16 protein-coding genes are annotated in these 15,572 nt (G+C 67.0%); 8 read left to right on the plus strand and 8 right to left on the minus strand.

Annotation, left to right across the window (positions count from 1 at the left end; genetic code table 11):
* Window positions 1-21 precede the first annotated feature (21 nt).
* On the plus strand, window positions 22-1,383 hold the full coding sequence (locus ACLMAJ_RS07455; RefSeq protein WP_412012770.1) for a dihydrolipoamide acetyltransferase family protein: 1,362 nt from the start codon (window positions 22-24) through the stop codon (window positions 1,381-1,383).
* 56 nt (window positions 1,384-1,439) lie between these two features.
* Here ACLMAJ_RS07455 and ACLMAJ_RS07460 read toward each other — a convergent pair whose 3' ends face one another.
* Window positions 1,440-2,729, minus strand: a complete 1,290-nt coding sequence (locus ACLMAJ_RS07460) for a benzoate/H(+) symporter BenE family transporter (RefSeq protein ID WP_412012771.1) — start codon at window positions 2,727-2,729, stop codon at window positions 1,440-1,442.
* Between the two features lie 203 nt (window positions 2,730-2,932).
* Between ACLMAJ_RS07460 and ACLMAJ_RS07465 the strand changes: the two genes are divergently transcribed.
* Window positions 2,933-3,751, plus strand: a complete 819-nt coding sequence (locus ACLMAJ_RS07465) for a sulfurtransferase (protein WP_412012772.1) — start codon at window positions 2,933-2,935, stop codon at window positions 3,749-3,751.
* A gap of 12 nt (window positions 3,752-3,763) precedes the next feature.
* Here the strand turns inward: ACLMAJ_RS07465 and ACLMAJ_RS07470 are convergent, their stop codons facing one another.
* Window positions 3,764-4,510: an HNH endonuclease family protein gene (locus ACLMAJ_RS07470; protein WP_412012773.1), complete on the minus strand. Its 747-nt coding sequence runs from the start codon at window positions 4,508-4,510 to the stop codon at window positions 3,764-3,766.
* Window positions 4,511-4,561: 51 nt separating this feature from the next.
* A complete protein-coding gene (locus tag ACLMAJ_RS07475) occupies window positions 4,562-4,924 on the minus strand; it encodes a hypothetical protein (RefSeq protein WP_412012774.1) in 363 nt (120 codons plus the stop codon).
* Window positions 4,925-5,116: 192 nt separating this feature from the next.
* Here ACLMAJ_RS07475 and ACLMAJ_RS07480 point away from each other — a divergent pair, with 192 nt between their 5' ends.
* Together ACLMAJ_RS07480 and ACLMAJ_RS07485 are read left to right on the plus strand one after the other, a co-directional pair.
* A complete protein-coding gene (locus ACLMAJ_RS07480; RefSeq protein WP_412012775.1) occupies window positions 5,117-7,942 on the plus strand; it encodes a DEAD/DEAH box helicase in 2,826 nt (941 codons plus the stop codon).
* Window positions 7,939-8,706, plus strand: coding sequence for an SWIM zinc finger family protein (locus tag ACLMAJ_RS07485; RefSeq protein ID WP_412012776.1), 768 nt, complete (start codon window positions 7,939-7,941; stop codon window positions 8,704-8,706). The genes ACLMAJ_RS07480 and ACLMAJ_RS07485 overlap by 4 nt, the downstream gene beginning before the upstream one ends.
* On the opposite strand, the gene ACLMAJ_RS07490 is transcribed toward ACLMAJ_RS07485, so the two are convergent.
* Window positions 8,685-9,191 (minus strand): LIC_13387 family protein, encoded by a 507-nt coding sequence (locus tag ACLMAJ_RS07490; protein WP_412012777.1) that lies wholly within the window; start codon window positions 9,189-9,191, stop codon window positions 8,685-8,687. The genes ACLMAJ_RS07485 and ACLMAJ_RS07490 overlap by 22 nt on opposite strands.
* 73 nt (window positions 9,192-9,264) lie before the next feature.
* Between ACLMAJ_RS07490 and ACLMAJ_RS07495 the strand changes: the two genes are divergently transcribed.
* Window positions 9,265-9,792, plus strand: coding sequence for a TetR/AcrR family transcriptional regulator (locus ACLMAJ_RS07495; protein ID WP_412012778.1), 528 nt, complete (start codon window positions 9,265-9,267; stop codon window positions 9,790-9,792).
* Window positions 9,789-10,580 carry a helical backbone metal receptor gene (locus ACLMAJ_RS07500; protein ID WP_412012779.1) on the plus strand — a complete coding sequence of 264 codons (792 nt, stop codon included), beginning with the start codon at window positions 9,789-9,791 and terminating at the stop codon, window positions 10,578-10,580. Before ACLMAJ_RS07495 ends, ACLMAJ_RS07500 begins: the two co-directional genes overlap by 4 nt.
* Here ACLMAJ_RS07500 and ACLMAJ_RS07505 read toward each other — a convergent pair whose 3' ends face one another.
* The 3 genes from ACLMAJ_RS07505 to ACLMAJ_RS07515 all read right to left on the minus strand — a co-directional run bounded on the left by ACLMAJ_RS07505 (window position 10,581) and on the right by ACLMAJ_RS07515 (window position 12,800).
* Entirely contained in the window at window positions 10,581-10,988 is a 408-nt protein-coding gene (locus ACLMAJ_RS07505) for a DUF3224 domain-containing protein (RefSeq protein ID WP_412012780.1), read from the minus strand.
* A 123-nt stretch (window positions 10,989-11,111) separates the two neighbouring features.
* Entirely contained in the window at window positions 11,112-11,834 is a 723-nt protein-coding gene (locus ACLMAJ_RS07510) for an HD domain-containing protein (RefSeq protein ID WP_412012781.1), read from the minus strand.
* Window positions 11,835-11,861: 27 nt separating this feature from the next.
* The gene (locus tag ACLMAJ_RS07515; protein WP_412012782.1) at window positions 11,862-12,800 is read right to left on the minus strand and encodes a GlxA family transcriptional regulator; all 939 of its coding nucleotides are present in this window, start codon (window positions 12,798-12,800) and stop codon (window positions 11,862-11,864) included.
* A gap of 143 nt (window positions 12,801-12,943) precedes the next feature.
* Here ACLMAJ_RS07515 and ACLMAJ_RS07520 point away from each other — a divergent pair, with 143 nt between their 5' ends.
* Window positions 12,944-13,252 carry an antibiotic biosynthesis monooxygenase family protein gene (locus ACLMAJ_RS07520; protein WP_412012783.1) on the plus strand — a complete coding sequence of 103 codons (309 nt, stop codon included), beginning with the start codon at window positions 12,944-12,946 and terminating at the stop codon, window positions 13,250-13,252.
* A gap of 47 nt (window positions 13,253-13,299) precedes the next feature.
* Here ACLMAJ_RS07520 and ACLMAJ_RS07525 read toward each other — a convergent pair whose 3' ends face one another.
* Entirely contained in the window at window positions 13,300-14,391 is a 1,092-nt protein-coding gene (locus tag ACLMAJ_RS07525) for an amidohydrolase family protein (RefSeq protein ID WP_412012784.1), read from the minus strand.
* Window positions 14,392-14,568: 177 nt separating this feature from the next.
* On the opposite strand from ACLMAJ_RS07525, the gene ACLMAJ_RS07530 reads away from it, so the two are divergent.
* Window positions 14,569-15,537 carry a hypothetical protein gene (locus ACLMAJ_RS07530; RefSeq protein ID WP_412012785.1) on the plus strand — a complete coding sequence of 323 codons (969 nt, stop codon included), beginning with the start codon at window positions 14,569-14,571 and terminating at the stop codon, window positions 15,535-15,537.
* The last annotated feature ends 35 nt before the right edge of the window (window positions 15,538-15,572 follow it).

Consider the following 15,572-nt stretch of genomic DNA (forward strand, 5'->3'; position numbering starts at 1 on the left):
CGCTCAGTGAGAGGTGCCCACGTGGAAGATCGTGCTCCGCAGGAAGATCAGGGTCATATCCTGGAATTCCGGCTACCCGACCTCGGGGAAGGCCTCACCGATGCCGACTTGGTGTCGTGGTCGGTGGGCATCGGCGACACGGTGGAGTTGAATCAGACGATCGCGGAGGTCGAGACCGCCAAGGCGGTGGTGGCACTGCCGTCGCCGTTCTCCGGGAAGGTCGTCGAGCTGCTCGCTCGGCCCGGAGACACCGTGCCGGTGGGGGCGCCGCTGATTCGGGTGCGCCATGACCTGGACGGCCCGGCCGCCACACAGGACGGCGCGGCCGAAACCGGGCGGACCACCGTACTGGTCGGCTACGGACCCGAGGTCGAAACGGCTTCCCGTCGCCGCAGGCCCGGTACCGCCGCGGTGGAACCGCCTGCCTCGCAGACGAGTCCGGGGCAAGCGGAGCCGCAGTCGGGCAGGGCCGCGGCGACACCCGCGGCCCGCAAGCTCGCCCGTGAACTCGGTGTCGACCTCTGGTACATCGCGGGTTCCGGGCCCGACGGTGCCGTCACCGTCGAGGACGTGCGCGACAACGTCCCGGTGTCGCAGCCGCGCACGGCAGCTCCGGCCTCGGCTCCCACGGCCGATCCGCACTCCGGCACCGACCAGCACGGTGGCCTCGTCAGGCCCGCCGCCCGGGAGGAACGCACCCCGGTCAGCGGGGTACGCAAACGCACCGCCGCGGCCATGGTCGCGAGCGCCCGCACCATTCCGCAGGCGAGCACCTTCGTCACCCTCGATTTCACCGCGTCGATGGAGTTGCTCGATCACCTGCGCACCACGAAATCGTTCCAGGGGCTGACGCTGACCCCGCTCGCGCTGATCGCCAAGGCTGTCACCGCGAGCCTCGCCGAATTCCCCGCCGTCAACGCGTACTGGGACGAGGCGAAGCAGGAGATCGTCACCAAGCATTACGTGAACCTCGGCATCGCGGTCGCCACCGACCGCGGCCTGATGGTGCCCAACCTCAAGGAAGCGCAGACGCTGAGCCTGCGCGAGCTGTGCCAGGAGATCGCCTGGCTGGCCGATACCGCCAGGTCGGGCAGCGCTACCCCGACCGATCTGCGTGGCGGCACCTTCACCATCTCCAATGTGGGGGTGTTCGGTGTCGATATCGGGGTACCGCTCGTCAATCCCGGCGAGGCGGCGATCCTGTGCCTCGGCTCGATCCGCAAGCGGCCGTGGGTGTTCCGTGACGAACTCGCCGTCCGCTGGATCACCACCCTCGGCATCAGCTTCGATCACCGCATGATCGACGGTGAACTGGCCTCCCGTTTCCTCGCGACCGTCGCTGGTCTGCTGGAGGACCCGCTGACCCTCCTCGGACGCGTGTAGCCGCGCATTCGGTCAGGTTCGTGGATCAATAGGACGTGGCATGCCTCGGTGATTGTTCAGGCCTGAGCTGGACGGTGGGTGAGCACCTGTCGGACAACAAGTCCGGCGATCAGGGCCCAGAAGGCGGCGCCGATACCGAGGAAGCCGACACCGGACGCGGCAATCAGGAAGGTGACCACGCCTGCTTCGCGGTGTTGTTCCGATTTCAGGGCGCCTATCAACGACGCGGCCAGGGTGGCGAGGAGGGCAAGGCCCGCAACGGTTTCCAGTGTGCCCTTCGGCGCGGTGGCGATCAGGGTGACAAGTGCCGCCGAGCCGAGCGCCAGTACCAGGTAGACGACTCCCGCGGTGAAGGCCGCGATCCAGCGCCGTTTCGGGTCGGGGTGTGCGGCGGGCGCCGCCGAGAGGGCGGCGCTTATCGCGGCCAGGTTGATCGCGTGGCCACCCGCGAGAGCCCCGAGGATGGTGCCGATGCCGGTGACGCTCATCGCCGGCCGCCACGGCACCTTGTATCCGAAGGAGCTCATCACAGCGGTGCCAGGAATGTTCTGTGAGGCCATGGTGACGATGTAGAGCGGGATCGCGACCCCGATCATCGCCTGCCAACTCCAGTGCGGGAGCGTCAGTTCGATCGTGGGTGTCATCGCGGCGAGGTCGAGGTGCTTGTGCTGCACCGTGATGCTGATGCCGGCCCCGATCGCCGCGGTGGCGAACGCCGCGATGACCGCCCAGCGCTTGGCCACTCGTTGCAGCACGAGCCAGACGACGATCACCGGCACCACTACCGCTGGACTGGTCTGCACCGCCTTGACCGGAGCAAGGCACAGCGGCAAAAGCACGCCCGCGAGCATGGCCTGCGCGATCTCCACCGGAATCGCGGCAACCAGCTTGCCGAGCCGCTGCCACAGCCCGGTGACGACGATCAGCACACCGGTGACGGCGAACGCGCCGACCGCCGCGGGCCAACCGCCCGCGACCGCACCGGTGCTCGCGAGCAGCGCGGCTCCCGGGGTCGACCAGGCCAGCGTGATCGGCGTCCGATACCGATAACTCAGCAACATCATGCCGACAGCCAAGGTGACGCACAGCGCGAGCAGCCCAGACGCTGCCTGCGCCGAGGTCGCCCCCATCGCGGTCAGACCGCTGAGCACCACCGCGAACGAACTGGTGAACCCGACCAGCACGGTAACCACCCCGGCCCCGAGAGGTAGCGAGAGCCCGATTTCGGCCGACTTTCCTTCCGACTCGCGGAGCTCGGTCGATTCGGGGAGGCCGGTCGGCTCGTGCGGCGTCGTCGACTCGGGCATTGCTTCGGTCGCGTCGGACGTCGGGGAAACCTGGGACATCTCCGGGATACTGCCGTCACCAGCCGCGGGTGTCACCTGCCAGTGCTCCGAAACTGGTCTGAATTCCGACCGGGATGCCGTCAGTCTGCGTCGGATCGGTACGACCGTCGCGTACTTGTCGATCCGCGCGGACACCGCTGCGGGTCGGTGCGTAGGGTGGGGAAGTCGGTGCTCGAGGGTACGGATTCGAAAGAGGAGCTGTGATGAGCGCGGTACTTATCTCGGCAGGGGAGTTACGGGAAGCTTTGGCGGACAAGAAGGTCCGACTGCTCGATGTGCGCTGGGCATTGGGTGACCCGGACGGCCCGCAACATTATCTCGACGGTCATATTCCCGGCGCGGTGTTCGTCGATTTGGAGACCGAACTCGCTTCGCCGCCGTCTCCTGCGCGCGGGCGGCATCCGCTACCCGAGATCACGCAGTTGGAGAAGTGCGCGCGTAGCTGGGGTTTACGGACCGGCGATCCCGTCGTCGTCTACGACGCGACCGGCGGCATGGCCGCGGCGCGGGCCTGGTGGCTGCTGCGCTGGGCCGGTATCGCTGATGTGCGGATCCTGGACGGCGGACTGCCCGGCTGGCGGAGTGCGGGTGGCGAGATCGCTTCGGGCACCGAGCCCGATCCCGAACCGGGCGATGTCGAACTCAGCAAGGGACACCTCCCGACGATCGACGCCGACGCGGCGGCCAAGTGGGACGGCGTGCTGCTGGACGCGCGCGCGGGTGAACGTTTCCGCGGCGAGCTGGAGCCGATCGATCCGCAGGCAGGGCATATTCCCGGCGCCCGCAGCGCGCCGACGGTGGCGAACCTGGACGCGGCCGGCCGGTTCCGTGGTGCGGACGAATTGCGCAGCCGCTTCGCCGAATTCGGCGCCGGCCCGATCGCGGTGTACTGCGGATCCGGCGTCACCGCGGCACATCAGGTCGCAGCACTCGCGGTCGCGGGTGTGCAGGCCGCCCTTTACCCGGGTTCGTGGTCGCAATGGTCGAACGATCCCAAGCGACCGGTCGCGACCGGTCACTGAGGTGTCCCACCGTCAGGGGCAGGCGCGGGCGATGTCGTTGAGCGCGGCGTTGTCGACGGCGGTCACCGGTAGGTCGTATCGGACGGCGACGGTCAGGTACCTGCCCGCATAGAAGCAGTGCCCGGTGCCGGCGGGCGGTAGCCATTCACCGGGGGTGCTGTCGCCCTTGGACTGGTTGGTTCTCCCGTCGACGGCGAGCAGGTTGACCTCGACATCATTGGCGAATTGCACCCGCCGCTCGAGCGGCCACCCCACCGCGCCCATGTCCCAGGCGGCGGCCAGCGGATAGACGTGATCGATCTGGATGTCGCCCGCGTCCGCCTTGCGGAAGGGGATCTGCTTTCCGGTGTACGGGTCGTTCAAACTGCCCCCGGTGACCACACAATCGTGGGTGCCCGGCCGGAAGCTCACCCCGGTGAGCTGCGCGGCGAGGACGTTGTTGCGGGTATCGCAGCCGTCGTGCCCGCCGGGGCCGTCGTAGTCATCGGTCCATGACTGTCCGAAAACGCAGCCCGCACCCGACTTGCAACTGCGCTCGTAGCCGCCGGGATGGGGGCGCGCGTCGATCACGCGCACGGAGCCGAGCAGTTGCTCTAGCTCGACCCTTGTCGGACTACCCGGCGTGGGTGCGGCGGGAAGGGCACCGAGATCAGCGCACCCGGACAGGGGGATCAGCGCTGATAGCACGGTGAACAGCGGCGGGACCCAGCGTGAAATGGCGGCACGTGTGGTGCCGGATGTCTGTATATGAAACGACATTGGTAAAACCCGGTGATCGCTCGCCCATCAGGAAAATAGCGGCGGGCAACCTCACAGCCAGGCGCGAGCCAGCAACTCGTCGTCGGCGACCTCGCTGGAGCGCGGCGGGAACCTGGTCGCCGAGATGGATTCCACGCGCGCGCCATCGTGCCCGATCAGCCACGTTCCGCCGCGATCCTCGCACTCGGCGATCTTGGCGAAGGTGGTGAGCAGGAAGGTGATCGCATCACGCGGATCCAGCGTGCGGGCGAGGCGTTGCGATTCGCCGGGACGAGACAGGTCGAGCCACACTCCGCACTGCCCGTCGAGTCGCATACCGATGATCTTGTCGGTATTGACGAAGGTGAATTGGCGTCGTTCCCACGGCGTCGTCGGCGTGAAACTCTGCTCGAGTGCCTGGAGCAGAATCGTCATGCTGCTGCCCTCCGCTTTCATAGGGATCTCGAGGTTTTCTGTAGATACCTCGGCCGTCCATCGGACATTCAGCTGTGACTCGGCTACGACGACCAGGAGATATCTCAGTATGTTCCGACCGCGCGCAGAAATCCAGAAAACGGGCGCGGCGGCCGTGGCGGAGGTGTCGGACCGACCTGCTTGGATGGATTGATGCTGCACGGTCTGTGGTCGCCGGGATCCGGGTTGCTGCTCTGGCAGCACCCGCCGATCGTCGCGCTGCCCGATCCATTGGGCAGCGTGCTGGCGGCGTCGCGATACCGGCATCGGGCCGAGGTGCTGGTCGGCGGGCCGGACGCGACCGCACCGGATGCGTCGGCGACCGAGCGGGTGCGTGCGCACGCGATGGCGCCCGCGGCCGCGGTGACCGCTTTGCGGCAGCGGTTGCCCGTCGAGGCTGTCTCGGGGGATCTACGCTTCCTCGCCCATGTCGCACTCGGCATCGAACGTTGGGTGCGGGCCGGGCGGATCGTGCCGGAGCTGCGTAGGGACGACGGCCAATGGTGGGTGCGCTGGCGGCTGGTCGGCGGCGAGCGGCAGCGCGCCTGGCTTGCCGAACTGGCCGTGGCAATGCCCGCCGCGTTGCGCGTCGCGGGTCGCCCCGGCGCGCTGCTCGACGACATGGTCGCCGAACTCACCGACCCCATCGCCAGGGAACTGTTCGATCTCGCCGAGTCGACGCATCCGCTGGTGGCCGCGCTCATCGGTGATGTCGCACTCGACGGTGGGAGTCACCAGCTGGCCGAGGCATTGCAACGCTGGCGAGCGAGCCTGACCGGCGACGAGCCCGGGTTGGTTTTGCGGCTGCTCGAACCCGACGGCGAACTCGGCACCGAGGACGAGTCGGTGGCACTGTGGCGCTTGGAGGTGTGCCTGCAAACCGAGGGCGAGGCACCGAATCCCGTTGCACTCCAAGGTGATCCGAGTCTTATCCGGATCGCGGTGGAAAAGCTGGGGCTCGCGCAGCGCGCGTATCCGCGGCTGCGTGACCTGCCGAGCGATCCACGGACGTTGGACCTGTTGTTGCCGACCGAGGTGGTCGCCGACCTGGTCGCACACGGTGCGCACGCACTGCAAGCGGAGGGTTTCCGGCTGCTGCTGCCGCGAGCCTGGAACATCTCCGCCCCCACTATGCGCATGCGGGTGGACAGTGCCGTGCCCGCCGCCGAGAGCACCGTAGGTATGCGCGGACTGGTCTCCTACCGTTGGGAACTCGCGCTCGGCGACACCGTATTGACCAAGGCCGAGATGCAACGGCTGATCACCTCCAAATCGGACCTGGTGCAGCTGCGCGGCGAGTGGGTGCAGGCCGACCACAAGGTGCTCGCCGCCGCGGCCCGCTACGTGGCCGCGCACACCGACGACACCGAACTCACCCTCGCCGATCTGATCGGAGAGCTCGGCGCGGGCCATGTCGCGAAGGTGCCGATCACCGAGATCACCGCGACCGGCTGGGCCGCCGAACTGCTCGACCAGGCCCGCGAACCCGAACCGGTGCCCGCACCGATCGGTCTGAAGGCACAGTTGCGTCCCTATCAGGAGCGCGGCCTGTCCTGGCTGGCCACCATGAGCCGATTGGGTTGCGGCGCGATCCTTGCCGATGACATGGGCCTCGGCAAGACCGTGCAGGTGCTCGCGTTGCTGGTGCACGAACGCGAAACAGCGGGCGCGTGGCGTAGTGGCCGACCCGGCCCGACACTGCTTGTGTGCCCGATGTCTGTGGTGGGCAACTGGCAGCGCGAGACCGAGCGGTTCGCGCCAGATCTGCGAGTGTGGGTGCATCACGGCGTCGGGCGATTGGTGGGCGCAGAGTTGGACGCGGCAGTCGCGGACGCGGATCTGGTGATCACGACCTACGCATTGCTCGCGCGCGACGCCGAGGAACTCGGCCGCCAGAACTGGGATCGGATCGTGCTCGACGAAGCGCAGCACATCAAGAACGCCGCGACAAGGCAGGCGCGGGCGGCACGGTCGCTGCGGGCGCGGCACCGGCTGGCGCTCACCGGAACTCCGGTGGAGAACCGGCTCGAGGAGCTGCGATCGATCATGGATTACGCGAATCCGAAGCTGCTCGGCACACCGCAGTCCTTTCGCGCGCGGTTTGCCGTCCCCATCGAGCGCGAGCGCGATGAAAACGCGGTTACCCGCCTGCGCATGATCACCCAGCCGTTCGTGCTGCGTCGGTTGAAAACCGATCCGACAGTGATCAGTGATCTGCCGGAGAAACTGGAAATGACGGTGCGGGCCAACCTGACGGTGGAGCAGGCGTCGCTGTATCAAGCGGTGGTCGACGACATGATCGAGAAGCTGAGGGACGCGAAGGGCATGGCGCGCAAGGGAGCTGTGCTCGGTGCGCTGACCCGGCTCAAGCAGGTGTGCAACCATCCCGCGCATTTCCTCGGCGACGGTTCCGGTGTGCTGCACCGCGGCAACCATCGCTCCGGCAAGCTCGCTCTGGTGGAGGACGTGCTCGACGCAGTGCTCGGCGACGGCGAGCGGGCACTGTTGTTCACCCAGTTCCGCGAATTCGGCGAGCTCGTCGCGCCCTATCTGGTCGAGCGATTCGGCACCGAGGTCCCGTTCCTGCACGGCGGTGTGCCCAAGAAGCGGCGCGACACCATGGTCACTCGGTTCCAGGAGCCCGATGGCCCGCCTTTGATGTTGTTGTCGCTCAAGGCGGGTGGCACCGGGCTGAATCTGACCGCAGCCAATCACGTTGTGCACCTGGACCGCTGGTGGAATCCGGCGGTGGAGAACCAGGCCACCGACCGCGCGTTCCGCATCGGTCAGCAGCGCAATGTGCAGGTGCGCAAGTTGATCTGCGTGGACACCATCGAGGAGCGGATCGACGAAATGATCAACGGAAAGCGGCAACTCGCCGATCTCGCGGTCGAGGCGGGGGAGAACTGGATCACCGAACTGAGCACCGACGAACTGCGTGATCTGTTCAGCCTCGGCGCGGAGGCGGTCGGCGATTGAGCCCGTACACCGATTACAGCAAGTACGGTAAGCGCCGCCCGGTGTCGGGTGGGGCCGAAGTGCGCAACCGTCGCGGCGCATTCGGGCACACCTGGTGGGGCAAGGCGCTGATCGAGGCGGTGGAGGCGATGTCGGAGCCGGGTCGGCTGGCTCGCGGCCGCACCTACGCCAGGTCCGGTCAGGTGGTGAGCTATCGGATCGAACCTGGCGCGGTGACCGCGGAAGTGCAGGGCAGCCAGCCTCGGCCGTTCACGGCGGTATTCACCGTCCGCCCACTGCGCGAGGAGGAACTCGCGTTGCTCATCGACACCATCCGCACCGCGCCGGGGATGCTCGCCGAGATCGCTTCCGGCGCGTTGCCGACCGGTCTCGGCCCGCATCTGCTACCGACCACCGCCGCGGACCTGGATTTCTCCTGTACCTGCCCGGATCCCGGTTGGCCGTGCAAACACGTCGCCGCAACCTGCTACCTGCTCGCCGAGCGGCTCGATGAGCGCCCGCGCGAGATCCTGACGCTGCGCGGGCTCGATCTCGACACGCTCATCGCCGGGATCGAACGTGACCCGAACCCGACGGCGTCCGATGATCCCTACGGTGACCGCACGGAACTGCCGAAGCTTCCGAAGGTCGAATTCCACTCGGCCATGGACGATTTGGAACCAGCGCTGCTGCGGCGAGCGTTGCGGATGACCGCCGAGGACGAGCAGATCGCCGCCGCAGGGCTGCGCGATCTGCGGGTGCTCTACGACGAGCTGGGTCGCTGACCGTGCTGCTCAACCCGGTTGCCCGCTACGAATACCGCAGCGAAACACAGTGTGGCCAGGCCGGATAGCGCAACTGCCGGTTCGGGGAAATACAGCAGAGCTATCCAGAACGCGCCGCCCGCCGCGGCGACACAGATCCCGTTGAACAGCGACCAGCGGGCGATCAACTGCGGGGCGGCGCGGACCGCGCTGATCACCAGTGCTCCGAAAAGCATGGCAAGCAGCCCCATTGCGACGCTGTAGCCGGTGTTCAGGCCGAACGCGCTGAGCTGCCGTCCGCCCTCGAACATGGAAGTGGTTGTCCTCGCGGAAAGGTCGTTGATCACCTCCTCCTCGGGCGTATCCGCGCCACCGAAGGCGTGGACCACCAGCAGATGCGCGAGTCCGATCAGGCCGAGCATCGCGGCGCCGGCGATATGGACGGGTGTGGCCCATCGAGCTGATGTAGTGGTGATCGGTGCGGACGAGGACGTTATCGCGGTCATCGCGACCTCCGTAAACGCGGGATTCGTGCGGTCTCACAGAACAGAACAAAAATTATGTTATAGGCTGACGAATGTGGCAGGCAAGAGTTCATGGCTGGAATCGGGGTTGGTGATCCTCGGCACCACTGGGCCGACGGGCCTCACGATCGACAAGCTGGTCGCGGCGACCGGGCTGAGTACCGGGTCCTTCTACCACCATTTTTCCGGCATGTCCGGTTACAAGACGGCGCTGCTCGCGCACTTCGAGGATCTGAACACCACTCGCTACATCCGCGAGGTGGAAGCCGCCACCGATCTCGGTCCGCGCGACAGGCTCGAGTTACTCATCGATCTGGTCTTGGAAGACCACGAGCCGGTGAGCGTCGAGGTGGCGGTCCGCGCCTGGGCGCTCAACGACCCGGTCGCGGCCACCGCCAAGGAGCGCGTCGACGCCGCCCGGCTCGGTTTCCTGCGGACTCTCCTGACGGAGGCCGGGTATGCGGAAACCGATGTGCGAGAGCTCGCGCAGATCCTCTACCTGCTGGTACTCGGTGCGGGCAACATGCTCCCCGCGATACCGCCGGCGCAAATGCGTGTCCTATGTCGTCGGGTCTTGGCGTGAGTGCGGTGGCGGACTCACGCTCGGTGACCTCGATCGCGGATGATCTCGGTGTCGAGGTCGTCATCGCCGGGCCGGTGCGGCGAGTGGTATCTCTCGTACCTTCGCTGACCGAGGCCGTAGCCGTCACCTGTCCGGGAATCCTTGTCGCGGTTACTGATTGGTGCACTCACCCGGCCGATCTTGACGTCGAGCGGGTTCGAGGCACCAAGAACCCGAATGTCCGCCGCATTGTCGAACTGGCTCCCGACCTGGTGCTCTGCAACCAGGAAGAGAACCGCCGCATCGACGTCGAACGCCTGCGTGCAGCCGGAATTTCGGTGTGGGTCACCAGAATCGAGACGGTGCCCGAGGCCATCGCCTCGCTGACCCGGCTGTTCGCCCTTGCCCTCGGCACCGCAGTGCCGCAGTGGCTCAGCGCGGCCGAATCGGCCTGGGCGCCGCCGCCGCCCACGCAGCGCACCAACGCCGTGATCCCCATCTGGCGCGATCCATGGATGGTGGTCGGCCGCGACACCTTCACCGGCGACCTCGCCCGCCGCCTCGGCCTGAACCTGGTGCACGCGGACCGCCCCGGCCGCTATCCACGCCTCACCGCCGGCGAACTGACCGAAGGCGTCGAGCTGGCCATCCTCCCCGACGAGCCCTACGTCTTCACCGAAACCGATGGTCCCGACGCCTTCCCCGGCATTCCCTTCGTCTTGGTCGAGGGCCGCGCCCTTACCTGGTACGGACCCTCCCTGGCCACGGCTCGCGCTGTCCTTACCGACCGGATCAACCGCGTGTGCTGATCAGCCGAGTTCGTAGTCGAACCAGAGGTGGTGGGTGCCGTCCTCGTCGACGGTCAGTCCACCGGCACCCTTGATTCCGGCCAGGCCGCCGGTGCCGCTGGTCGGAACGATGATGAAGAACTCCGCCCCGCGGTCGGTGCCCATGGTGGTCGCCGAGTGCGCGAAGTTGAAGGTGCCCTCGGCGCCATTGAGGGAGCCTTCGAAGGACTCCATCGCCACGTAGGTGCCAGCGCCGGTGGCTTGGTCGAATGCGGCGGTGAACAGGGTTGCCGAGCGCCCCTTGATCTCGCCGTCGAATTCCTTCGTGATGTGTGCGACGCCGACAGGGAGTGCGGTGGTGATGGCCGGGTCGGGTACTACATCGGTCGGGACGAAGGAGGCCACGGAAAAGGTGCCGGTTGCTTTCATGCGGCAGATCGTAACGATCGACACCGACAAAAGCCGGGATGCTCGGGCGGTCTAGCTGAACGACGGAATATCGACGGCAGGGTGCTCGATGCCATCCACGGTACGGCTCATGGGGTCGCCAACCTAGTCCCGCCAGCCGCTCGAGTCGAGGATCGAGTCCCACGTCAGGTAGGGGAGTTCGGGATGACGCTGGTGGACGATCTCCCCTGCCAGCGTGGCGGTGAATGCCTTGCGTGGATTGGCGAGTGCTTGGGCTTCGATGGAGTTGGTGAGCGCGCGGGTGCCTCCGAGCCGTGGGTAGGCCGCGTGCACTCGGTCGGCGTAGCCAGGCGGCAGGTCCGCCGGGCTGCCTCCGACGTCGAGTCCGATGCCTTCCACGGCGATCCAGACCGCTGCCGGACGGCGGCGGCGATAGACCGGGGAGTCGCTGAAGCCCGAGGTGTGCGCGGCGATGGCATCCCAGACGGTATCGACTCGCGAATCGGTGACGCCGTTTTCCTCCAGGAACACCGCGGCGTAGTCCGCTCCGTCGATTTCGAATCGCTGGTCCCCGTTGGCGATGTCGGACAAGCCGATGTCGTGCAGGGCGCAGATCAGGAACATCAACTCCTCGTCGTAATCGGCACCTTGCTGTGCTGCGATGGCCCTGCCGAAAAGGAAGCCGCGCACGCTGTGATTGCGCAGGTGCGCCGCCATTGTCCGAGCGATGAGTTCATTCGCCTTTGCCGCAAGCGGGGTCGACGGCACAGTCAATGAATCCGGTTGTGCAGCCGCAGTTTTCGCCGACACCGTCATTGCAGTTCCTGCGAGGCCCGCGGCCAGCGCGGCACGACGTGACAACGACATACTCTTCTCCTTGGCGGATCGTGGAATTCAGTGCGATGTTGTGCGGAATCGACGGCGATAGTCGGTCGGTGTGGTGCCGAGCACCTTGAGGAATGTGCGCCGCATCGTCTCCTCGGAGCCGAATCCGCAGTGCCGCGCGACAGTGGCGACGCCGTCGTCGCCCGATTCGAGCAACGACTGGGCGGCCTCGACTCGCACCTGCTCGACATATTGGGCGGGCGACATGCCGATCTCCTTGCGGAACAGTCGGGTCAGATGGCGTTCGCTGAGCGTGGCGCGCGTTGCCATCGCGGCCAGGCTGTGGTCGGCGGCCAGGTCTGCCACGACCGAATCCACCGCGTGCCGCAGCCGGTCCGTCCGCGGAGTTCCGACGCTGTTGCGCACGCTGAACTGTGATTGCCCACCGGGGCGGCGCAGGAAAACGACAAGGTGTTTCGCCAGGGAACGCGCCAGTTCGGGGCCGTGGTCCTCCTCCACCAGCGCGAGCGCCATGTCGATACCGGCCGTCACTCCCGCCGAGGTCACGAACCGCCCTGACCGCACGTAAATGGCATCCGGATCGACCTCGATACGCGGAAAGCGTTGTGCGAGTTCGGCACACGCCAACCAGTGTGTGGTCGCCCGGTGGCCGTCGAGCAGGCCGGCTTCGGCCAACACCAACGCTCCGGTGCACACCGACGCGATGCGCCGCACGCCATCGGCGACCGCACGCACCGAGTGCGTGAGCGCGGGCGGAACCGCGTCGTGCCCCGGCACGATCAGCGTATCGATACCGCCAGCGAGGTCGGTGATCGCGCACTCGACACCGAGTGGCGCACCGACATCGGTGCGGACCGGCCGACCGTCCGGCGAGGCGAACCGTACGTGATGGCCTGCCCAATGCAAGACCTGGACGGGCCCGGCGACATCGAGCAGCATCACGCCATCCGATATCGCCACCACGACGTCGCCAGCGTTCGATTCCATGAGCACAGTCTGCGCAGCCGCCGGAATGTCCACAAGGACACTTTGCCCACAGATCCGGCCACGTGCACATCAAACGCCGACGGCCGGATCTGTGGGCAACCCGTCCTTGAGAACACCCGCGGTCAACAGGAAACGTGGGTCGCATGACCGACAACGGAGTCACCTTCATCAACGTCTTCGAAATATCTGCCGACCAGGTCGAAGAATTTGTCGACAATTGGCACGAACGTGCGCGGATCATGCGGGCAGCGCCCGGTTTCCGTGACGTACGCCTGCACCGGGCACTACTGCCCGACGCCCGATTTCAACTCGTCAACGTCGCTCATTGGGACAGCGCCGAAGCCTGCGACGCCGCCGGAGCCAACCCTGCGGTGCTGCCGTCGGTAGCCGCCGCAAGGAAGGTCGCAAGCGCAAACCCTGCCGTCTACGAGGTTGTCGCCGAGTATCTGTGACCTCGTCAGCGGGTAGGACAGCTCGCGGCGCAGCGGCCCAAGACGGTCTAGTCGGCCGGTCGGCCATCCGAATCGATTCGGTAGACCCGCAGCGCGGTTTTTCGGAAGATCTGTTCGAGTTCGGGCCTGCCGCCGCCGTGTCCGGTGATTGCGGCGGTCATAGCCTCCACGCTGTTGGCGATGGTCGTAATCGGTTTGTCGACAGGGAAGTTGGAGCCCCACAGTAGGCGGTCGGCGCCGAAGGCGTCGAGGGCGTGTTCCACCAGCGGAGCGATCCGGTCCAGCAGTACGGGGACCGGGGTCGGGTAGCCGCGTCGGGGGACGGGGTGGCCGAGAATGGGCATCATCAAACCGCTGACCTTCGCGACTACATTCGGGTTCGCGGCGAGGGCGGTGAGGTCGTCGCGCCAGCGGATGAACAGCTCGCGGCGCAGGCTCGGGTTTGTACCGGTGTGTTTGCCGACAGGGCCGAATATGCCTGCGGGAGTGCCGAGGTGGTTCAGCACGATCGGCACTTCCGGGTAGCGGGCGGCCAACGCGGTGACATCCGGCAGTGCGTGCGAATACACCCACGCCTCGAAGCAGAGGCCGCGCTCGGCCAGCGCTGCGAAGCCGTCCAGGAATGCCTTGGTGGTGAGCGCGCTTTCGCTCTCGGTGAACGACCGCACATCTCGGTCGGGGTGGTGGGCGACCATGGTGCGGATGCCGCGCAGCAGGGGAGAGGCGGCGCGATGTGCGTCGAGTAGGTCGGCGAAATTCGGTGCCGCGGGATTCGCGTGGCCGAGGATCGCGCCGAGTGTGGGATTGGCTCCGCCGAAGGGCAGTTCGGCGACCCAGCGGGTTTCGTCGGCCGCGGCCAGCGCTCCCTTACCCGACCAGTCGACCTCGATGTGCACGATTGCCTCGATCGGCACCGTCGCCGCATCCGCGTGGTAGTCCGCCGGAAGGTACGGGTGGGCGAAAAAAGTTGGGTCGCCGACGAATTCGCGGTCGCGCCGCGGCGCGAGCCGAATCGCGATCTCGATCGGCAGCGGCAGGTACTTGAACAGCCGAGCCATGGCGCTGAAATCACGTGGCGTCGCCAGCGGATCCCACTGGTGGATGTGCGCATCGATGATGCGAATGCCCGTGAGGTCCATGGTGCCCGTCCCGTCAACGCCGACCGTCCGCTCCGGCGATTGTCACACGTCACCGCCGAGCCCGGGGAGGAATCGGCTGCGCGGACCAGCGGGTCTCGGGGTCGGCGTCGAATTGCGGGTGTCACGCGATCGCGTCGAACGCGGAGGTTGCCTGTCGTGCGCGGTGATAATGATCAGGTGCAGGGAGGACATAGGACGTCAGCGGCCTTACAGCGGCTGGTAGGCGAGGGGGTGTTGACCGCGGCCCAGCTCGACGCGGTCGCGGCGGCGCTAGCTGCCGAGGACGCCAGGAATCGGCCACCGCCGGGCAAGCTGATCGCCGAGATCGCCGCGTATATCGGTGCCGGCCTGCTCTTGGGCGGCGGCGGGCTCGTGCTCGCCACCTCGTGGGATGACCTGGCGGCTATCGTGCGGGCCACCCTCTTCGCGGCGGTGACGATCGGGCTTGTCTTCGGTGGAATCGCGGTAGCCGGTGGTGTTTCCGTGTTGTTCCACGGCGCTGTCGACGGACCCACCGCCCGTCTTCGGCTCGCGACAGTGCTGTTCGCCTTGGCCGCGGTGTCGCTGCTCGTGACGGTGGGCACCGCAATCGGTGACGGTAACGAGGACACCGCGTGGGCCGTTGCGACCGTGGTCGCCACCGTAGCGGCGGGTGTGGGTTACTTCGCGATCCGGTCTCTGCCCGGCTTGGTCACCTGCGCTGTTCTCAGTGCCTGCGCGGTACCGGCCGTGCTCGATGTGCTGTTCGACGTCGACGAGCCGTGGATCGGTGTTGGACTACTCGTCCTTGGCGCACTGTGGTTCGCGCTCACCCGAATCGGCGTATTCGTGGAGCTCTGGGCCGGCTACTCGATCGCGATCCTGATCTCGGTGGTCGGCGCTCAGCTCACCGGAGACACTGATCTGACCTCGGCCTACCTGCTCACCGCCATGGTGGCCATCGCGTGCTTCGCGTTGTATGCGGCGCAGCGCTCGGCAGTGCTCGTCATCGGTGGCGGTGCGGCCGTCGCACTGTCCGCCGCGGAAGCGGTATGGCAGCTGACCGACGGCGCCGTCGGCGCGGCGGGCGCGGTATTGGCCGTCGGCGCAATAGTTCTCATCGTCGGTGCGGTACTGCTGGCGCGCGCGTCCAAGACTTCCGTGTAGCCGTTGCCGCTCAGCTGCCTTAGGCCGCAAGGAAA

It is taken from the genome of Nocardia arseniciresistens (genome assembly GCF_046764875.1).
Lineage (GTDB): Bacteria > Actinomycetota > Actinomycetes > Mycobacteriales > Mycobacteriaceae > Nocardia > Nocardia arseniciresistens.